The organism is Paraburkholderia sp. 22099 (assembly GCF_052045835.1).
Taxonomy (GTDB): Bacteria; Pseudomonadota; Gammaproteobacteria; order Burkholderiales; family Burkholderiaceae; genus Paraburkholderia; species Paraburkholderia terricola.
Window position 1 is genome coordinate 142,219 of sequence record NZ_JBQEPU010000017.1, and the last position, 18,013, is coordinate 160,231.

The window sequence follows — 18,013 nt, forward strand, 5'->3', positions numbered from 1 at the left end:
AGCCGAAGCGATCTGACTCAGGTTCGTCGGCAACCGTCGGCAACCCGGCGTAACAAATCGAGGTAGCAAACGCGGCTCCCGGTCCGGCCATGCCGAGCGGGAACGCAATATCGGTATACTGGTCTATCCTGTTTTCGCCGCGGACTTGCGAACTTCGCGGCGCTGACTTCTTCCAGTTCTGGCGAGCGTATGAAACGTTATCTGTCTGCTTTTCTGGCTGCGGCCGTGGTGTCCACGGCGGCCTATGCGCAAAGCGCGCCCGATGCGTTGGTGAAGAGTGCCGTCGAGGGCACGGTGAGCGCCATGAAGGCCGATCCGCAGGCGCGCGGCGGCGACATGGCGAAGATCACGCAACTGGTCGAAACGCGGTTCGTGCCGGCAACGGACTTTCAGCGCACCACGCGCATTGCTGTCGGAAAGGCCTGGAGCACCGCGACGCCCGAGCAGCAAAAGCAGTTATATGAGCAATTCACGCTGCTGCTCGTGCGCACTTACGCTTCCTCGCTTTCGCAACTGCGCGATCAGGATGTGAAGTTCAAGTTCTTGCCGGCCAATGTTCCGGCCGGCGCCAAGGACGTCGTGGTGCAGTCGCATGTACTCAGTCGCGGCGGCGACGACGCCATCGACTACCGGCTGACCAAGGGTCCCTCCGGCTGGAAGATTTACGACATCAACATGATGGGCGCCTGGCTGATTCAGGTCTATCAAACGCAGTTCGCCGATCAGCTTTCGAAGGGCGGGGTCGACGGGCTGATCAAGTTCCTGACTGCGCACAATGCGCGCGGCGCGGGGTAAGCCCTCTTCCTTGCCTGCAGATAAAAAAGCGCGGTGGCTTTGATTGCCACCGCGCTTTTTTTATCACCCTTTATAACCCTATACGGAGCGGCGCAACACCGCCCCTGAACCAACCCTCTCAGTGCGCAGTAGCCGTCTGCACCTTCTTGCCTTTGCCGCTGCGCTGAATCTCTTCCAGCTTGATCTCGACGTGGCGGGAAAACACGTAATCGGCGGGGCGTTGCTTGTCCAGCGGAATGTCCTTGGTGAACGCGCCTTCCGTTTTCGGACCGCGCAAGCTGACCTTGAGTGCCTTCAGCGGATGCGCCACCGTGTCCATCACGGCCGTTGCCTCGAAGCCGCAGTGCACCATGCAGTCAGCGCACTTCTCGTAGTTGCCGGTGCCGTACTTTTCCCATTCCGTGGTTTCCATCAATTCCTTGAAGGTCTTCACATAGCCTTCGCCGACCAGATAGCACGGCTTTTGCCAGCCGAACACGGTGCGCGCCGGGTTGCCCCACGGCGTGCATTCGTAGGTCTGGTTGCCGGCCAGGAAGTCGAGGAACATGGCCGACTGGCTGAACGACCAGTTCTTGCCGTTGTTGCCGCGCTTGAAAATCTCGCGGAACAAATGCTTGGTCTTGTCGCGGTTCAGGAAGTGCTGCTGATCCGGCGCGCGTTCATACGCATAGCCCGGAGAAACGGTGATGCCGTCCACGCCCATCGGACCGACCGTGTCGAAGAACGCGGCCACGCGTTCCGGCACGGCGTCGTTGAACAGCGTGCAGTTGATGTTCACGCGGAAACCGCGGCGCTTGGCTTCCTTGATCGCCGCGACCGCCTTCTCGTAGACGCCGTCCTGCGAGACCGAGTGATCGTGCATCTGCTGGTCGCCGTCCAGGTGAACCGACCAGACGAAGTACGGATTCGGCTCGTAGTCGTCCATTTTCTTTTCCATCAGCAGCGCATTCGTGCACAGGTACACGAACTTCTTGCGCGCGATGATGCCCTTCACGATCTGCGGCATTTCCTTGTGCAGCAAGGGTTCACCGCCTGCGATCGACACCACCGGCGCGCCGCATTCGTCGACTGCGCCCAGGCACTCTTCCAGCGACAGGCGCTGATTCAGGATGGGATCCGGATAGTCGATCTTGCCGCAGCCATTGCAGGCGAGATTGCAGCGGAACAGCGGTTCCAGCATCAATGCGAGCGGGTAGCGTTTGTTGCCTGAGAGATGCTGACGCATGATGTATGCGCCGACCCGAACTTTCTGTAGCAGCGGAATAGACAAGACGTCCTCCTTAAACTTCGCGTGCAGCGAGTGGTTGCATCAGCTTCGATGGCAACTTGAATTCGACTTTTTCTTCACGGCCCGCCATCGTCGTGACATCGACAGGCCCCAATGCGCTCAGCGCATCGATCACGTTCTTCACCATTTCTTCCGGCGCCGAAGCGCCCGCCGTGATGCCGACGGTCTGCACGTTGGCAAACCATTCCGGCTTCACTTCCGAACCGTCGGCGACGAGATAACTCGCCACGCCGCTTTCGCTGCCGATCTCGCGCAGCCGGTTCGAGTTCGAACTATTGGTTGCGCCCACCACGAGCAGCACGTCGACCTGCTTGCTCAACTCGCGCACCGCCGCCTGGCGATTTTGCGTGGCATAGCAGATGTCGCGCGTATCGGGACCGACGATGTCGGTAAAACGGCGCAACAGGGCGTCGATGATGCCGCGGGTATCGTCCACCGACAGCGTGGTTTGCGTCACATAAGCGAGCGGCGTGTCGAGCGGCAGGTCGAGATGCGCGACTTCGGCTTCGCTCTGTACCAGCAGCACCTTGCCCGGGATCTGGCCGATCGTGCCTTCCACTTCGGGATGCCCGGCGTGGCCGATCAGAATCAGCGTGCGCCCCGCGCCCACATACTGGCGCCCTTGCACGTGCACCTTGGTGACGAGCGGGCAGGTCGCGTCGAGCACGTCGAGGCCGCGTGCCTCGGCGTCGCGTTCGACGGTTTGCGCGACACCGTGCGCGCTGAAGATCGCCACGGCGCCTTGCGGCACTTCATCGAGCTCCTCGACGAAGCGCGCGCCCTTCTGGCGCAGATTGTCGACCACGTGCCGATTGTGGACGATCTCGTGGCGCACATACACGGGCGCGCCGTGTTGCTGTAGTGCGCGATCGACAATCTCGATTGCACGAACAACGCCCGCACAAAAGCCCCGGGGTTGAGCAAGGATGACTCGCATAAGTTGGCGAACTCCGACTGACGCGGGATTCGAAGAAGCCGGTAAATCTGACTTTATCGCCGCGATCATCTAATTAGTTGACGTCTTGAACGCCGGCGCCATGCCGCCGGGTAGCAAAACCAAACGCGCATTCTAACGCTATCAGGCCGGCTTTGCTTTGTCAGGCCCGCCAGGCGTTGGACGCACGCCGCAGTGGAGCGGTGGCCGTCCGGCGGCATATTGGCTGCGCGCGCGGCAATGCGCGGCAATGATTACACGCTGCACCGGATTATCGGAACCCTTAAACTACGTGGTCCCGCGGCGCGGTTTCGCGGCCGCATTACAGACTGGAATCGAGGCTCGCTGGATGGACGTCGATCAATACGAAAACTTTCCGGTCCCGAGCGTGTTGCTGCCGAAGGCGCTGCGCGCGCCCGCCGGCATTCTCTATCAGGTGGTGCGCACCGCCGCCGACATCGTGGACGAAGGCGACTGGAGCGCGGCCGAGCGGCACGCGCGCCTTGCCGATTTCCGCGCCGGTCTCGACGCGGTGGCGGCGCGCCGCGCCGCTCGCGTGCATCCGCTGCTGTTCGGCAAGCTGGCCGGCGTGGTGGCGCAATACAGGCTGCCGCTCGCGCCGTTGTACGACCTGCTGCTTGCGTGCGGGCAGGACATCGACGCCAACCGTTACGCCGACCGCGCCGCATTGCTCGATTATTGCCGGCATTCGGCGAACCCGATCGGGCATCTGCTGCTGCATCTGATGGACGCCGCCACGCCGGAGAATCTCGCGGACGCCGACGCGATCTGCACGGCGTCGCAGTTGATCAGCTTCTGGCTCGACGTCGCGGCCGACTGGAAACAGAACCGCCTGTATCTGCCGCTCGCCGACCTGCAGCGCTTTAACGTGACCGAGGCGCACATCGCCAACGGCGTCGTCGACGACGCGTGGCGCGAACTCATGGCGCACGAAGTCGCGTTCGCGCGCGAGATGCTGGTGCGCGGCGCGCCGCTCGCGTTGCGCATTCCGGGGCGGCTGGGTATCGAGCTGTGCGGCGCCGTCCACGGCGGTCTGCGTTTTCTGGAGCGCATCGAGAGGGCGGGCTACGACGTGTTTCGCGCGCGCCCCGAACTCAACACGTTCGACTGGTGCGTCGTCGCGGTACGCACGGTGGTGATGCGCCTGTCGCGGCGCGTCGGCGGGCAAGCGCGTTCAATCGAGGGTAATGCTTAATGGCGGCGGTTCTGTTTCTTCTTTCGTGTCTTTCCCTGTTGATCTGGTGTGTGCTGCTGTTCGCGCGCGGCGGTTTCTGGCGCGCGCGTCCCGCCGCGCCGCTCGCGCTCGAGCCGCGCGAAACCTGGCCGGCGGTCGCCGCCGTGGTGCCCGCCCGCAATGAAGTCGACGTGATCGCCCAGGCGGTCAGCACGCTGCTTCAGCAGGACTATGCGGGCGATTTGCACGTGATCGTCGTCGACGACCACAGCACCGACGGCACCGCCGACGCGGCCCGTGCCGCCGCGCTGCAACTGCAATGCCCCGACCGCTTGACGGTGCTCGCCGCGAAACCGCTGCCGCCTGGCTGGTCCGGCAAGGTGTGGGCGCAGTCGCAAGGCATCGAGGCGGTGCGCACGCTCGGCGTGCCCGCCGATTTTCTGCTGCTGACCGACGCCGACATCGGCCATCCGGCGGATGCGCTCGCGCAACTCGTGGCTCGTGCGGATGCGGAGCAGCGCGACCTCGTCTCGCTGATGGTGCGTCTGCGCTGCGATTCGTTCTGGGAAAAGGCGCTGATTCCGGCGTTCGTGTTTTTCTTCGCCAAGCTGTATCCGTTCGCATGGGTCAACAACCCGCGCAATCGCACGGCGGCGGCGGCGGGCGGCTGCATGCTGGTGCGCCGCGGCGCGTTGGAGGAAGCGGGCGGCATCGAGTCGATCCGTGCCGAGCTGATCGACGACTGCAGTCTCGCCGCGCGGATCAAGCATCGCGGCACGGGGCGTCATCCGATTCGTCTGGACGTGGCGGCGCGCAGCGTGTCGCTGCGTCCGTACGATAGCTGGCGTGACATCTGGAACATGATCGCGCGCACCGCCTTCACGCAGTTGCATTACTCGCCGCTGCTGCTGGCGGGCACGCTGGCCGGCATGACGATCATTTACCTGATGCCGCCCGTGGCCGCGCTCGTGCTCGGTCCGGTGGGCTGGCCCGCGTGGCTGGCGTGGGCGGCCATGTGCTGCGCCTACGCGCCGATGCTCGGCTACTATCGCCGCTCGCCGTTGTGGGCGCCGTTTCTGCCGCTGGTGGCGCTGTTTTATGTCGGCGCGACGTTCGCGTCGGCGGTGCGCTACTGGCGCGGCAAGGGCGGGCAATGGAAGGCGCGCGTGCAGGCGCCGGTGCAGGAGCGTTGAGGCGTCGCGCCGCGTGTTGCGAAGAACGGCTTGAACGAAAAGCGGCGCCCGGGAGCGCCGCTTTTTCATCTCAACCCTTGGTGAGCATCATGTAAAGCTGGATCACCATGTCGGGCGAGAACGTGAACGGCACCCAGCCGTGGCCGGTGTGGCGCATGACCAGCAAACGGTCGCCATTCGACTGTTTTTGCACCGCCATGACCGGATTCCTGGTCGACACGAAGCGCCAACCCGGCGGGATGCCGGGCGGCGGCTCGGGCGTCATCGACGCGCGCGCGTTCGACAATTCCTCGATCAGCTTGCCGATCTGGTCAGCACGCAACGCGACCGTCCGACCGCCGATCGTCATGGTGATCTCGTTCTGCGCGGGGCGATTGATTTCGAGCGTGGGCTGAAGCTGCGCGGCGGGCTCCTCCACGGACGCCGGCGCTTGCTCCACGGCGGCAGGTGCGGGTGTCTCGGGGATGTTTTCGGCCTGCGGGGCCACGACAGCCTGAATGAGCTGATCGACGCCCGTTTCCAGTGCGCCGAGCTGTTCGTGAAGGTTCATGCGAGGTTTCTCTGGTAAGACCCGCGATTTTACCTGCTGCGCGTAGGCTTTTACCTGTCGCAACCACGTTGACGTTGTAACAAAATGCTGACGCCCGCGCCGGGTCGTGCGGCGCGGGCGTGATCGTTCATGCGCGCGTCAGCGCGTTTGTCAGGGCTTCAGGAAGCCGGCTTGCCGGAACCATTCGAGCGCATCGCTCAAGCCTTCACGATAGGGCCGCGCGCGATAGCCGAGTTCGCGTTCCGCCTTCGCCGATGTGAAGTACATCTTGTTCTTCGACATCTTCAGGCCGTCGACGGTGACGAACGGTTCGCGCTTCGTGAATCTCGCGACTGCTTCCGCGCCCATCGCGAGCGGATAGAGCGGCCAGCGCGGCAAGCTCAGCGTGGGCGCCTTGCGGCCGGTCAGCGCCGCGATGTCCGCGAGCATTTGCTGAAGCGGCAGATTCTCGCCGCCGAGCACGTAGCGCTCGCCGATCTTGCCGCGTTCGAGCGCGAGAAAATGGCCGGCCGCCACGTCGTCCACGTGCACGAGGTTCAGCCCCGTATCGACGAACGCCGGAATCTTGCCGAGCGCCGCCTCCACGATGATGCGCCCGGTCGGCGTGGGCTTCACGTCGCGCGGACCGATCGGCGTGGACGGATTGACGATCACCGCCGGCAGCCCGTCTTCGGCGATCATGCGCTCCACCGCGCGCTCGGCCAGCACCTTGCTGCGCTTGTACACGCCGATGGCCTGATCGGCCTTGAGCGGCGAGGTCTCGTCCGCGGACTGGCCCGAACTGGTGACTTTCAGCGTCGCCACGCTGCTCGTATAGACGATGCGCTCCACGCCTTCGTGCAATGCCGCGCGCATGGTCGCTTCGGTGCCTTCCAGATTCGCGCGCTCGATTTCGCTTGGGTCCGGCGCCCACAGGCGATAGTCGGCGGCGACGTGCAGCAGGTAACGCACGCCGCGCAACGCGACGCGCATCGACGCTTCGTCGCGCATATCGCCCACGACGATTTCCGCGTCCAGCGCCTCGACGTTCTTGCGCGGACTGGTGGCGCGCACCAGCACGCGCACCTTGAAACCCTTTTGTTGCGCGATGCGCGCCACCGACGAGCCGACGAAGCCGGATGCGCCGGTCACGAGCACGAGATCGCGATTCTGTTCGGACATTCTGTTTCCATTTCCCGCGTGACAGTCGACGGATTGTACGTGGCGCGCGCGCCGCGTGTCGCGCGGTGCGTGCCGGGCGCGTGCGCAAGGCAAACCCGCAAGCCGCCGAGCAAGCTCGCCGCGACGCGACTAGAATGCCGGCTTGAAAGTTTCGTGTAGCGAGGACGGCATGGCCCCGGATCTGGATCAGCGGATCGAAACATATTACGTGCGGGTGCGCGGCATCGTGCAGGGCGTCGGTTTTCGCCACGCGACCGTGCGCCAGGCTCACGCGCTCGGTATCAAGGGATGGGTGGCGAACCTCGACGACGGTTCCGTCGAAGCGATGCTGCAAGGTTCGGCCAATCAGGTCGACCGGATGCTGTCGTGGCTGCGTCACGGCCCGCCGGCGGCGCGCGTGACCGAGGTGGCCGGCGAGGAGCGCGCGACCGAAAAACGCTTCGAGCGTTTCGAGCAGCACTGAGCGGCCATTACGAAGATCCGTAAAGGCAAAGGCGGCGGGCCATCGGGTTGATGGCCTGCCGCCTTGCTGTTTGAGCGTCTCGCGTCTCGGGGCGCCGACCGCCTATTGGCCTATTGCGCCACCAGCAAACTCTCCGCGAACCCCCATTCCTTTTCGACCCACTGATGGGTACACGCGAAGCCGGCGTCGTCGGCGATCGGGTGCATTTCTTCCGCGCGATATTTGTGGCTGCTCTCGGTCCAGATGGTTTCGCCCGCCTTGAGCGACACCGTCAACTCCGCCGCGCCCACGCGCACGATGAGGTCGCGTGTGGCGCGCAAATGCATCTCGATGCTGCGCGCGTCCGGGTTGAAGCGCGCGACGTGTTCGAACGCATCGAGCGGGAAATCGCCGTCGAGTTCGCGATTGATGCGTGCGAGCAGATTCAGATTGAACGATGCCGTCACGCCGATCGAATCGTCATAGGCCGCGATCAGCACCGGCGTCGGTTTGATCAGATCGGTGCCGAGCAGCAGCGCGTCGCCGGGCGCGAGCATGGTGCGGATATCGCGCAGAAAACGCGTCGCCGCGAGTCTGCCGAAATTGCCGATCGTGCTGCCGAGAAACAGCACGAGCAGCCTCTCGTCCGCCGCGCGTTTCTTGCTGACTTCGGCGAGACCGGCCAGGTAATCGCGCTCATAACCGACGATCGAAATCCGCTCGATGTCGCCGAGTTCGCGCCTGCACAACTGCAACGCGCTGCGAGAAATTTCAATCGGACAGTAAGAAGTAGGGCGCTTTTTACACAGTGCTTCCAGAATGCGCCGTGTTTTACGGCCGCTGCCGCTGCCGAGTTCGGCGACCGTCACGTCATGCGGCAAATGGGCGACGATGTCGGCCGCATGCCTCGCGAGCAATCGTTCCTCGGCGCGCGTCACGCCGTATTCGGGCAGCACGGTGATGACTTCGAACAGCGCGGAGCCTACTTCGTCATACAGATACTTCGACGGCAGCTCTTTCTGCGGCGTATGGGTGAGTCCCGCGCGAACCTCGGCGGCGAAGGCTGAGCGCAGGTCGGGGGATGCGTCGTGCGAGAGGGCTGGCTGGGTCATGCTGGCTCCAGTAGTCACATTCGATGAGCAGGATTGCTGGCCGGGCGGCGGCATGCGGATTCGACGAAACGTTGATGCATGCCGCAGGGAAAGAAGGGGGCTCGGTCCGTGTGACCATGTTGTAGCCGGCCCGGCTCGTTGAGGTGGCAAATGCGTTCAAACGGCGTTGCAAACGAAGTCGAGAAGCGTGTCGTCGGCAAACGATGCCGCGACAGACCGTCTAGCAAGATTCGCGCTTGAAGCATGGCGCGCGACGTTGCGGGTGAAATGTCTCCGATTCGCCCATCGCGCGTGAAGTTATGTTCTAGTGCATCGACGCGCGATGCGCACGAAATAAATTGCGGCCCGCGGCTCGACAACGCGCGAAGCGGCAAGCGGATAACCCGTCTAGAATGCCGCTTGCCTCGTGATCTGTCGAATACATCCAATGACAACAATAACCGCCGGACCGCGCGATGTTGCGCTGCACACATCCGCATTCGCGCCTGCGCGCGCATCGCATGCGCAACGGTTCGCGCGATGAACCCGTACGACCTCAGACGCGGTATCGCATTGTCGGTGGTGGCATCGGCGATGTTCGCCTTGCTCTCGGTTTACGCGAAGCTGCTCGCGCCGCTGAGCGGCCTCGACATATTCGCGTGGCGCATCGTGTGGACCGTGCCCGGCGCGCTGTTGCTGATCGTGCTGCGCCAACGCATGCCGATTTTCCGGCAACTTGTTTACCGCATGGTGACGGAGCCGAAGATTGCCGCCGCGATGGTCGTGAGCGCCGCGCTGCTCGGCGCGCAACTGTGGGTGTTTTTGTGGGCGCCGTTACATGGCCGCATGCTCGAAGTCTCGCTCGGCTATTTCCTGTTGCCGCTTGCGATGGTGCTGGTGGGGCGCTTCTACTATCACGAGCGCCTCGACGGCTTGCAGTGGCTCGCGGTTGTCTGCGCCGCCGTGGGGGTGGGTCATGAACTGTGGATGACACGCGCTTTTTCGTGGCCCACCTTGCTCGTCGTGCTCGGCTATCCGCCGTATTTCGTGCTGCGCCGCAAGATCCAGCACGATTCGCTCGCGATCTTCACGGTGGAGATGGCGCTTCTGTTGCCGGCGGCGGCGGTCTTTATCGTCAGCGGCGATTCGCTGACGGTGATCGGCGGCCGCCTCGACATGTGGTGCCTGTTCTTGCCGGGCCTCGGCGCGCTCAGTACCCTTGCGCTAGCTTCCTACCTGAAGGCGAGCCGTCTGTTGCCGGTCGCATTGTTCGGCGTTCTCGGCTATGTCGAGCCCGTGTTGCTCGTGCTCGTTTCGATCACGTTGCTCGGCGAAACACTGCGCGCCGAGCAATTGGCCACCTATATTCCGATCTGGATCGCGGTCGCGCTGACCGCCTTGCATAGCGTGCGGCTCGTTCGGCTCGCACCGACCTAGGACTTGGCCGGGTCCTGCCGCGTTGCTCAACGATGCGCCGCCGCATGATCCGCATTGATGCGAGTCGGGCCGACTTGCGCCTCGATCGCTTCGCGCAGCGCAGGCCGCCAGCCGAAAGCGAACAGCGCTTCGGCGAGAACGAATAGCGGGCCGATCAACAGGCCGATTACGTCGTCGACGAACGCCGGCTTGCGATGTTCGTAGGCCACGTGGCCGACGAACTGAAATACCCAGCCGACCACGAAGAGGCCGATGCCGGTGGCGAGCCACATGAGCGTGGATTGCGCGCCGAGCCACTGGCCGAATGCAACGCACAGCACCGACACGAGCGCCATCATCGCGCCGAGCGGCGCGTCGAGCACGAGGTAATAGACGGTCGCAGCGCCAAACAAGATCCACGCCGGCGACAACGCAAACGGCAGCGCGCCGACAGCGAATGCGGGCCGGCTCGACAACACCCCGAGAGCCAGCACGATTAGCGGAATGCCGATGAAATGCGTGGCGATGTTGCGCCGGTCGCGATGATAGGCCGCGTATTGCGTAAGCTGTTGCGTCAGCGTTCTCATGGATGCCGCTCCTTTGTCAAAGTCAGCATAATCGCGGGCGGCGGAATTTGAAACCATCGGCTAGCCGACAATCGGACAGGGACGTCGTCGCATGACTGCGAGATTTGCATCGAATGAGCTTGCCGCGTTGCTTGCGCGCAGCGCGTGGTTTCGCTCCGCGCCTGCCGCCATGCGGGCACCGTTGCTGGAAGCGGGCCGCGTCGAACATCTTGCGCCGGGCGAGCGGCTCTTCACACGCGGCGATTCCGACGATGGCCTCTATTGCGTGCTCGACGGCCCGATGAGAATCGGCGCCGCCAGTTCGAGCGGCAAGGAAGCGTTGCTCGCCGTGATCGAGCCGGTGAACTGCTTCGGCGAGATCGCGTTGTTCGACAATCGCGCGCGAACCCACGACGCGCATGCCGAACGCGATTCCGCGCTGTTTCATACTGCTGACGCAAAAGCTGCGGCTCGCCGTCGATGCCATTGAAGAGGCGGCCTTGCAGCTTGTCGCGTGCCGTGCCCAGACGTTCGATGAATTGCGCCGAGGCGCGCATGATCGGCATGCGCGTTTCGTCGGTGAGCGGGTGATCGAACGCGAGCATCGCCTTCGTCAGCGCGCCTTTGCGAGCGTGCGCTGCTTCAACGGTCCGATCAGTGCTGCCGGAAGCGTCGAGATCAGCGTATGCAGCGTGAAATCGAGGTCGTCGCGCGCAATGTCGAGCTCCACGCGAATTTCTTCGCGGACGGTTTCCGTGCCGACGACATACACGCCAAGCGGGGAGTGAAGCAGTGCGCGCAGAAGCGTTGCTGGAAGTTCGCGCGACGAGTGCGGCAGCGTTACCTGCAAGCGGGCGCGTGACGAGCGGAAGGGAATGACGTTGTTATGCTGAACCGGCGGCGCGCTGAGCGGCTGCGCGGCGAAGCTGTTGTTCGATTGGGTGAGAACCATATGACGCGGCATGGGTTGATGCCGTGGTGAGTCGAGACAGTGTCAGATTAGATGCATGCGAGTAAACGCAGCGCAAAAATTGCGGGGCTCGCCGCAAAAATCATGCGGTCGCCGCGTTAGTCGGCTTCACGGAATTGCGTGTCGAACGCGCATGAAAAAAGGCGAGTCGTCAGACTCGCCCCTCCCTGAACGGCACAGCTCAGCCTGAGTTATTTACGTCTGCGTGGCCGCTGCGTGCCGAAACCGTACACGTGTTATTGCGTTTTCGTCGTGTCGGTCGTTGCGCCGTCGGTTTTTACCGGGGCAGTGCTGGCCTCGTTCGCGCTCTCCGTCTTGTCCTTGGCAGCGCCGGTTTCAACGGTCTTCTTCGTGGCTTTATGCGTCTTTGCCTTGTGCGTGGTGGAGGTCTTTTTCACATGCGCCTTGCTCGCGGCCTTCGTGGGCGCTTTGCTCGTGGCGGTGCTTTCGTCCGCGGCGCCGGTTTGCGCGGCGGTGTTCGCCTTCAGATTCGCCTGACCGGCGGCTTGCGTTTGCGCGGGTTGTGCGGATTCGGTGGTCGACGGTGCGGCCGTTTGTGCAAAAGCGGTCGACACGAGCAGGGCGGAAGCAACAGCGGCGAAAAGCGTCTTCATGGTGTAACTCCTGTTTTAACCGATCTAACCGATTGGTTCTTCGGTCTTACGGTGGTTTCGTCTTCGGCGGCCGAACTGGAATGTTCAGCGCTGCCGGTTTAACGTTGACCGGAAGACAGGAGTTGACGGCGCCGTGGTGACAAAACGTAAGCTATGAAACAGGTTGGATCAGGGCGAAGGCGGCGCGCGTCTTTCCGCCTTCGCGTGACCGTCGCGGCGAGCGCGTTATTGAAACGGGTTCTGCACGACGCCCGGTTTCGCATCCGGCTCGTCTTTCACTTTCGCGGGCAATTGGCTGTCCGCCTGCAATGCGGCGACGATCGCGTCCACCGCGTCCTTCAGCGCGAGCGCCGCCTTCAGTCCACGCTGGTCCCTGGTCAGTTCGAGCGTGCCGTTCACGACGACGCGCGTGGTGCCGTTGCTCACGGTCAGCGCGTCGCAGTGAATGTTGAGCACGTCGTCATCGTTCGAATAGGGTTTAAACACCTTTCAGTCCTCCCGGTCGCTGATCCTTGAGATTCTCCGGTATGCCCGGAAAGCGGATGCCCGATGCCGCTTCGAGTTCGTGAATCGTCCTGATCTCGTAACGGCTGGTCGAGACATTCTCCACCACCACGGCGAACGCCAGTTGCCGCGAAGGCACGTAGACGGCCTTGAATAACTGCGTCGGCACGAACACGCGCGTCGGCCCGATGGTCTGCAACTGCTGGCCGCTGAAAATCGGCCCGGTGACCACGTAGGTATCGTCATACGACACGGCGATCTTGCGCACCGCCGTTTCGATGCGCGACCACAAGCGCTGATTGTTCTCACGGTTTTGCGGCACGACGTTCGCCAGCGAGAACGATTGTGCCATCGCTTGCTGATTCCAGCGATTGCCCGCCGGACTCATGTGAAATACCCGGTACGGATTCATACTTAAACACAGACGGGTTGGCGGCGGAACGCGTCTGGCGAGTGGCCGGCGCGAAACCACTGACTGAGTGACAGGCGTGTGATGAGCTTCCTCGCCCCGAATTTTCGAAGGTAACCTCGTTGCGCTCACTGACATTGGCAGGCACGACGAGCAGAAAACCGTCACCAATGATATTGAGAATGTCCTCGCGACACTCACCGAGGCCGACGGCCTATCAAGGGCCGCTTGTATCAGCATGTGTTGTGTTACGTAGCGAGGGATATTGGGATGATGTTGTGATCGACAGTCAATGCCGGTTCATGAGGTTGAAGCGCATTAGCGAGAACCCTGAGGTTCGTAAGCCTGATCCCGACGCCGATCCTCTTTCTATGCTCGCGACACTGCTGCTGTTCGAGGTCAAGCGACGTACGGGTGCCGACGATGCCCATTGAGCTAGAGAAGGATTAAGCTGTTGTTTCGGCCCGTCGTACAATGCGTTTTACGTACCGCAAAACAACCACAAAGAGAGCACCAATGGATCGTGATGCAATCATGGACGCAATGCCTGGCGACGAAGAGTTCCACGCTGCGCCGGACTACCGAAAGAAAGAGATTGTGGAAGGTTTCATCGGCGCGATTCTCGACGCACTCATTCAGGAAGGTCGCGAGCCGGATCGCTGGGAAGCGGAGCATATTGCATAGGCGATCGGTCTCGATCTCGTAGGCTGGTATCACGCCGCGATTGTGAAGGCTGACTTGACGCTTACGCCTTCGGACATGCGCGCGAAGCCCGGAACATGGGTTAGGGCGGACGGCACCGCAACTGTGCGTGCGCTCCGTGACGGTCTCGACTATGCAGCCGGGAAACCTGCGAGAAATTTCTAACTACATGGGTGGGGGACATGGCTGATATGGACACGTTCGCAGATGATCTCAAACTAAATTCTTTGCCCGACCTCGATTGCCTACGCATCGTTGGCACGGCCATAGATAAGGCGCGTGATGATGATGACACAACCCTGAATGCTCGTGCGCTGGCGTGGTGTGAAGAGCTAGATGCACGCACCCTGAGCGGGGAGCACGCAGTGATGCTCGATTACTTTCGGTCAAACGCGTTGGCATTTGTCGGTGCTCATCGACGCTCGGCGGAGGATTCGGCGTGGGAATGGGACCAAGAGGAGTTGCAAAAGCAGATCTACTTTCTTAGGCGGGCAACGCGGCATCAAGAGTACGAACAGGTAGATCCCCGGTTGCAGTGTGAAATCTTGACGAATCTAGCGGGCGCTCTGAGTCATTGCGGACGATTCGTGGAAGCAAGTGCAGTTTGGAGCGAGGCCTTGCGCAAAAATCCAAAATTTTGGATGGCTAGAGGTAATCGCAGCAGCTCCTTGATGGACTATGCCCGTTCACACAACGATGGTCCGCATGAACCCATCTTCATGTGGTTTGCACATCGCGAGCTGGAGAAAGTGCTTAAACATATTGATGAAGAGCCAACTTTAGGCAATCAGGGCCTGCGCCCACATTTTGCATCCAAAGTTGATCACATCGAGCGCTGCTACAAGCTGGATGCAATCAATGAGGCGTTCTCGTTGGAGGCCTCGGGGAAGAACTTGGATGTCGACAGCGAATATCGTCGCTGGTGTCTGTTCAGTGGACTGTATCTGAACACGTTGAATGACATTGGGCCGATCGAGTTAGCGGCGCACGATGATCTCGATTTACCCGACATGGTCACGAAGCTCGGTAAAGCTCCGGTTGTTGTTGGTTTTTTCAATCAACTCAAGCAGGAGTTCGTTTCCACTCGCTGGTTATATTTCGAAGCAGTAAATGCCGATGAGGTCCATGATTCGGACTTAAAAGTCCATCTCTACAACACGCTGGATTACTCCGCATATGGTCTTGCCGTAGAGAAGCTCAAGGTCTCGTTCCGCATGGCGTACTCGATCTTGGACAAGATCGCCTATTTCCTGAACCGCTATCTCGATCTGGGCATCGCGGAAAACGATGTTTCATTTCGCCGCATCTGGAAGCAGGGAAAGCCTCCCACGGTTAGACCGGAATTCAACGCATCCAAAAACTGGCCCCTGCGCGGCCTTTATTGGCTTAGCAAGGATCTGTTCGAGCCCGAGTTTGCGGACGTTACTGATCCAGATGCACAAGGACTCAGCAAGCTCCGAAACCATCTGGAACACAAGTACGTAAAGCTGCACTCATTCGCGAGACCGGAATCGGATGCCTCGGATATGTGGTTCGATGACTTTGCGTATTCGCTCACAGTCGATGAGCTCGAGCGCCGCACACTTCGCCTACTTCGGCTTGTCCGCGCTGCCTTGATTTACCTCATATTAGGTATGCACGCAGAAGAACGGCGTCGGCACGATAAATTGCCTGCAGATGCGTTGCTCGGAGGGTTTGATCTCATACCCTTGGAGGATGAGCGAAAGCGGCGGAACTGAAACGGTGAGGGAGTCAAGCGTACATGGCAGATACACAAGTATCCGGCGAGCCGACTTTGCATGATCTACTCACGCTAGCCGTCAAAAAGTCCGAGGGAATGCGATTTTCGAGTCAACCTGTTGGACTGATTGAGGCCCTAAAAAGCCCGGATCTGAACACATGGTTTGAGGCAGGTGAGGCGATCAGAGCATTATGGACAGACCTGGCCGAAACGGTAGTGAAAGACGGCAGCTTCCTCGGCGATGCCGTGAGAATGATCAACACCGGTTCGGGAGCGATGGGCTTTTACCCGAGTTTTCTGGGCCAGCAACTCGTGATTCAGGCAGTGAGGGCCGGGTCCGCAGATGGTGCCACTGCTTGGCTCAAGAAAATACTCGAAACGAATGATGCGACTGGCAAAACAATTCAGACCTTGTGGGGGGAGTGCCAGTTGCCAAGGCATTCTACCTCACCCCCGACGTGAGAATCGTTCCCATAAGTGAGCTGGCAGATAGGTGCACACGTCATTCGACGGTGGGCCCGTCGACGCGGCGCAGACGAGCGGCGGCGAGGGGCTCGTTACCGGCGTCAAACCGACGTTCGAATGGCCGCCTGATGCCCGGATCGAGCGGCCGTGGTTGGCCGAACCCGGAAACACGCGTTCGCCTCGAACACCGCGATCCCTAGTTGAAGGCCGAACTTCCGTAGGCAACCCACTTCGGCCATTGGCTCCTATGGTTTCGCACTGGATCTCAGCGGCCGTGACACTTCTTGTACTTCCTGCCAGAGCCACAGGGGCAATGATCGTTGCGTCCGACTTTCAGTGCCGGCCGATCATTCGTGGACGGTCTGCCCGGCTGAACGAACTGTGTAATATGGTCGTTGAACTGGCGCAATTGCGGCGTGCTAAAAAAATTCCAATGCGCGTTCTGGGCTTCATAGTACGCGCGCATTTCGTCGGTCCACTTTCCACACGGCAACAGAATGAAATCTTCGCCATTCGACGTGCCTGCGAATTTCGGGGCGTCGATGCCGATGCCGATAATTTTGGTCAGTTCCGGCATCTTGTTTTTGGCAGCACCGCAGGCAATCTCCAGCAACGTCTGGCGCTTCTCGCGATAATCCTGCTCGGCCTTAAATGCGCCAGGAGCGCGCAATTGCAGCAGCACGTAACCAACATTTTCATGAAACGACGGTACAAACGTCACCTGACGGGAGAACTCTCCAGGAATGTCTGGGAAACGCTCAACGGCGGAAAGCAGTCTTTGCGATATACCGCGGCGCATAAACCGTGGTTCCTTGACCATTTCGAAGATGGCGCTCTGCCCACGAAGCAAATCTGTGTTACCGCCGAGGGTTCCATCTAAAGCGTTCTGGCACGTTCGCTGGATCAACTGGTCCCAGAAATACGAGATGCGATCCTCGTTCTTCGTATTTTTATACACATCGCTTTCAATGAAATCCCGCCATTCGCCTTCGCCGATTCCTACGCCATTGACCTGTTCGTTCTTCGGACCAATAAAATGTCGCTTCAGCTTGGCGTCGAAGCTCAACAAGTAATGCCCGAGAAGGTCTTCCTCGCCGCAGTAGCTCAGAACATCGAAGCGAGCGATCGCTCGTGCTTTCTCGTCGAGATAGTTTGAAAAATCCGTGACCGTATCCAGTTCTGCGAGGACGATTGGCATGTTGTGGCTGTCGAGAATATGAACAGGATTACGCCTGTCTATCTCGATATGGAACGGCGCAGTTGCGCCGCCGCCGCTCTCGCAGTAGGAGACAGCCAAACTCCCATACACGTTCTCATCGGACGCTTGCTGGCAGGCTTCCTTGGCACCATGCGCAATCACAATTTTATGTATAGTGACCTTTGAGACATCAATGGATAGTGGAAACGATATAGCTTTCTTCGCGTCGAGGAAGATCGGTCTCCCACTTCGAATGTATCGCTCAGCCCCGTGTGCAGTCGCAACCTGTCGGTCAATTACGGTGCGCTTCCATCTATCCCACAGAACCTGCGGGTCTCTGTCCGGTACAGCTGGCAGAAGCTTTTCGCGGTCGAAGAAGACAAACACGTAGTTGTCGAATACTGCGAGCAGATCGCAAAGCTCATGACCATCGTCTTTGCATGGATTCGGATATGTCCATAGCTTCAAGAACGAACGCTCGCAGAAATCCGCGAGAAGCCGTTCTGTGTCCGTTACTCCGCTCGATTTTTCGAACATGATCGCCTCATGGGGTGATTTTTTTCAGTATTTGGACGACGGAGCGCTCATACAGTTTGTGCATCTTGCGGACATTCTAACGGAGACATTCCCTTTCCCCGGCGGAGGGTTATGGAAGAATGGCTGTAGTGGTCCAATGACTCTGGACACCTCTAAAGGGGATAATCTCCAACCGAGGTGAGAAATGAGCAGACGGAACATAACCGACGAATTCAGGGCCGAGGCGGTGCAGCTGGTTGTCG

General features: G+C 60.7%; 18 protein-coding genes and 2 pseudogenes. 9 read left to right on the forward strand and 11 right to left on the reverse strand.

What is annotated here, in order from left to right; genetic code table 11:
* The first annotated feature begins 189 nt into the window (after positions 1 to 189).
* Entirely contained in the window at positions 190 to 795 is a 606-nt protein-coding gene (locus ACTJLC_RS17945) for an MlaC/ttg2D family ABC transporter substrate-binding protein (protein WP_154872448.1), read from the forward strand.
* Positions 796 to 913: 118 nt separating this feature from the next.
* Here the strand turns inward: ACTJLC_RS17945 and hpnH are convergent, their stop codons facing one another.
* Both hpnH and ispH read right to left on the reverse strand, forming a co-directional pair.
* Positions 914 to 2,065, reverse strand: coding sequence for an adenosyl-hopene transferase HpnH (gene hpnH / locus ACTJLC_RS17950; protein ID WP_073429660.1), 1,152 nt, complete (start codon positions 2,063 to 2,065; stop codon positions 914 to 916).
* Between the two features lie 10 nt (positions 2,066 to 2,075).
* Positions 2,076 to 3,020, reverse strand: a complete 945-nt coding sequence (gene ispH / locus ACTJLC_RS17955; RefSeq protein WP_073429661.1) for a 4-hydroxy-3-methylbut-2-enyl diphosphate reductase — start codon at positions 3,018 to 3,020, stop codon at positions 2,076 to 2,078.
* Positions 3,021 to 3,366: 346 nt separating this feature from the next.
* Here ispH and hpnC point away from each other — a divergent pair, with 346 nt between their 5' ends.
* Both hpnC and ACTJLC_RS17965 read left to right on the forward strand, forming a co-directional pair.
* Positions 3,367 to 4,233 carry a squalene synthase HpnC gene (hpnC, locus tag ACTJLC_RS17960; RefSeq protein ID WP_154872447.1) on the forward strand — a complete coding sequence of 289 codons (867 nt, stop codon included), beginning with the start codon at positions 3,367 to 3,369 and terminating at the stop codon, positions 4,231 to 4,233.
* Complete coding sequence (locus ACTJLC_RS17965; RefSeq protein ID WP_310130714.1) at positions 4,233 to 5,405, forward strand: glycosyltransferase; 1,173 nt, start codon at positions 4,233 to 4,235, stop codon at positions 5,403 to 5,405. The genes hpnC and ACTJLC_RS17965 overlap by 1 nt, the downstream gene beginning before the upstream one ends.
* Before the next feature lie 70 nt (positions 5,406 to 5,475).
* Here ACTJLC_RS17965 and ACTJLC_RS17970 read toward each other — a convergent pair whose 3' ends face one another.
* The gene (locus ACTJLC_RS17970; protein ID WP_310130712.1) at positions 5,476 to 5,955 is read right to left on the reverse strand and encodes a hypothetical protein; all 480 of its coding nucleotides are present in this window, start codon (positions 5,953 to 5,955) and stop codon (positions 5,476 to 5,478) included.
* 150 nt (positions 5,956 to 6,105) lie between these two features.
* Positions 6,106 to 7,116, reverse strand: a complete 1,011-nt coding sequence (gene hpnA, locus ACTJLC_RS17975; RefSeq protein ID WP_073429665.1) for a hopanoid-associated sugar epimerase — start codon at positions 7,114 to 7,116, stop codon at positions 6,106 to 6,108.
* Positions 7,117 to 7,285: 169 nt separating this feature from the next.
* On the opposite strand from hpnA, the gene ACTJLC_RS17980 reads away from it, so the two are divergent.
* A complete protein-coding gene (locus ACTJLC_RS17980; protein ID WP_073429666.1) occupies positions 7,286 to 7,579 on the forward strand; it encodes an acylphosphatase in 294 nt (97 codons plus the stop codon).
* 110 nt (positions 7,580 to 7,689) lie between these two features.
* On the opposite strand, the gene egtD is transcribed toward ACTJLC_RS17980, so the two are convergent.
* The gene (egtD, locus tag ACTJLC_RS17985) at positions 7,690 to 8,670 is read right to left on the reverse strand and encodes an L-histidine N(alpha)-methyltransferase (RefSeq protein WP_073429667.1); all 981 of its coding nucleotides are present in this window, start codon (positions 8,668 to 8,670) and stop codon (positions 7,690 to 7,692) included.
* 519 nt (positions 8,671 to 9,189) lie between these two features.
* Between egtD and rarD the strand changes: the two genes are divergently transcribed.
* On the forward strand, positions 9,190 to 10,086 hold the full coding sequence (rarD, locus tag ACTJLC_RS17990; protein ID WP_310130708.1) for an EamA family transporter RarD: 897 nt from the start codon (positions 9,190 to 9,192) through the stop codon (positions 10,084 to 10,086).
* 26 nt (positions 10,087 to 10,112) lie between these two features.
* Here rarD and ACTJLC_RS17995 read toward each other — a convergent pair whose 3' ends face one another.
* A complete protein-coding gene (locus ACTJLC_RS17995; protein ID WP_310130706.1) occupies positions 10,113 to 10,652 on the reverse strand; it encodes an Mpo1 family 2-hydroxy fatty acid dioxygenase in 540 nt (179 codons plus the stop codon).
* Positions 10,653 to 10,743: 91 nt separating this feature from the next.
* On the opposite strand from ACTJLC_RS17995, the pseudogene ACTJLC_RS18000 reads away from it, so the two are divergent.
* Positions 10,744 to 11,152, forward strand: a pseudogene (locus ACTJLC_RS18000) (cyclic nucleotide-binding domain-containing protein); the annotation flags it as partial.
* Positions 11,153 to 11,244: 92 nt separating this feature from the next.
* On the opposite strand, the gene ACTJLC_RS18005 reads toward ACTJLC_RS18000, so the two are convergent.
* The 4 genes and pseudogenes from ACTJLC_RS18005 to ACTJLC_RS18020 all read right to left on the reverse strand — a co-directional run.
* The gene (locus ACTJLC_RS18005; RefSeq protein WP_310130703.1) at positions 11,245 to 11,583 is read right to left on the reverse strand and encodes a hypothetical protein; all 339 of its coding nucleotides are present in this window, start codon (positions 11,581 to 11,583) and stop codon (positions 11,245 to 11,247) included.
* Positions 11,584 to 11,837: 254 nt separating this feature from the next.
* Positions 11,838 to 12,215, reverse strand: a complete 378-nt coding sequence (locus ACTJLC_RS18010; RefSeq protein WP_083081898.1) for a hypothetical protein — start codon at positions 12,213 to 12,215, stop codon at positions 11,838 to 11,840.
* 225 nt (positions 12,216 to 12,440) lie between these two features.
* Entirely contained in the window at positions 12,441 to 12,701 is a 261-nt protein-coding gene (locus ACTJLC_RS18015; protein WP_310130699.1) for a hypothetical protein, read from the reverse strand.
* Positions 12,694 to 13,110 (reverse strand): annotated as a pseudogene (locus tag ACTJLC_RS18020) (DNA/RNA non-specific endonuclease); the annotation flags it as partial. The pseudogene ACTJLC_RS18020 and the gene ACTJLC_RS18015, both read right to left, overlap by 8 nt.
* A gap of 534 nt (positions 13,111 to 13,644) precedes the next feature.
* Between ACTJLC_RS18020 and ACTJLC_RS18025 the strand changes: the two are divergent.
* From ACTJLC_RS18025 to ACTJLC_RS18035, 3 genes are all read left to right on the forward strand, one after another.
* Positions 13,645 to 13,812 (forward strand): hypothetical protein, encoded by a 168-nt coding sequence (locus ACTJLC_RS18025; RefSeq protein ID WP_440844761.1) that lies wholly within the window; start codon positions 13,645 to 13,647, stop codon positions 13,810 to 13,812.
* A 200-nt stretch (positions 13,813 to 14,012) separates the two neighbouring features.
* Positions 14,013 to 15,569, forward strand: a complete 1,557-nt coding sequence (locus ACTJLC_RS18030; protein ID WP_440844763.1) for an LA2681 family HEPN domain-containing protein — start codon at positions 14,013 to 14,015, stop codon at positions 15,567 to 15,569.
* 23 nt (positions 15,570 to 15,592) lie between these two features.
* Positions 15,593 to 16,033: a hypothetical protein gene (locus ACTJLC_RS18035; protein ID WP_440844765.1), complete on the forward strand. Its 441-nt coding sequence runs from the start codon at positions 15,593 to 15,595 to the stop codon at positions 16,031 to 16,033.
* Between the two features lie 268 nt (positions 16,034 to 16,301).
* Here ACTJLC_RS18035 and ACTJLC_RS18040 read toward each other — a convergent pair whose 3' ends face one another.
* Positions 16,302 to 17,771, reverse strand: a complete 1,470-nt coding sequence (locus ACTJLC_RS18040) for a YecA family protein (protein ID WP_440844767.1) — start codon at positions 17,769 to 17,771, stop codon at positions 16,302 to 16,304.
* Positions 17,772 to 18,013: the final 242 nt, after the last annotated feature.

What these genes read in the sequence shown, in the direction of transcription:
- ACTJLC_RS18005 (WP_310130703.1), bottom strand. Translation starts at nt 11,583, where the DNA reads ATGGTTCTCACCCAATCGAACAACAGCTTCGCCGCGCAGCCGCTCAGC.
- ACTJLC_RS18035 (WP_440844765.1), top strand. Translation starts at nt 15,593, where the DNA reads ATGGCAGATACACAAGTATCCGGCGAGCCGACTTTGCATGATCTACTC.
- ACTJLC_RS17980 (WP_073429666.1), top strand. Translation starts at nt 7,286, where the DNA reads ATGGCCCCGGATCTGGATCAGCGGATCGAAACATATTACGTGCGGGTG.
- ACTJLC_RS17995 (WP_310130706.1), bottom strand. Translation starts at nt 10,652, where the DNA reads ATGAGAACGCTGACGCAACAGCTTACGCAATACGCGGCCTATCATCGC.
- ACTJLC_RS18030 (WP_440844763.1), top strand. Translation starts at nt 14,013, where the DNA reads ATGGCTGATATGGACACGTTCGCAGATGATCTCAAACTAAATTCTTTG.
- ACTJLC_RS18010 (WP_083081898.1), bottom strand. Translation starts at nt 12,215, where the DNA reads ATGAAGACGCTTTTCGCCGCTGTTGCTTCCGCCCTGCTCGTGTCGACC.
- ACTJLC_RS18025 (WP_440844761.1), top strand. Translation starts at nt 13,645, where the DNA reads ATGGATCGTGATGCAATCATGGACGCAATGCCTGGCGACGAAGAGTTC.
- ACTJLC_RS17970 (WP_310130712.1), bottom strand. Translation starts at nt 5,955, where the DNA reads ATGAACCTTCACGAACAGCTCGGCGCACTGGAAACGGGCGTCGATCAG.
- ACTJLC_RS17965 (WP_310130714.1), top strand. Translation starts at nt 4,233, where the DNA reads ATGGCGGCGGTTCTGTTTCTTCTTTCGTGTCTTTCCCTGTTGATCTGG.
- ACTJLC_RS17945 (WP_154872448.1), top strand. Translation starts at nt 190, where the DNA reads ATGAAACGTTATCTGTCTGCTTTTCTGGCTGCGGCCGTGGTGTCCACG.
- hpnA (WP_073429665.1), bottom strand. Translation starts at nt 7,116, where the DNA reads ATGTCCGAACAGAATCGCGATCTCGTGCTCGTGACCGGCGCATCCGGC.
- ACTJLC_RS18040 (WP_440844767.1), bottom strand. Translation starts at nt 17,771, where the DNA reads ATGTTCGAAAAATCGAGCGGAGTAACGGACACAGAACGGCTTCTCGCG.
- ispH (WP_073429661.1), bottom strand. Translation starts at nt 3,020, where the DNA reads ATGCGAGTCATCCTTGCTCAACCCCGGGGCTTTTGTGCGGGCGTTGTT.
- egtD (WP_073429667.1), bottom strand. Translation starts at nt 8,670, where the DNA reads ATGACCCAGCCAGCCCTCTCGCACGACGCATCCCCCGACCTGCGCTCA.
- hpnC (WP_154872447.1), top strand. Translation starts at nt 3,367, where the DNA reads ATGGACGTCGATCAATACGAAAACTTTCCGGTCCCGAGCGTGTTGCTG.
- rarD (WP_310130708.1), top strand. Translation starts at nt 9,190, where the DNA reads ATGAACCCGTACGACCTCAGACGCGGTATCGCATTGTCGGTGGTGGCA.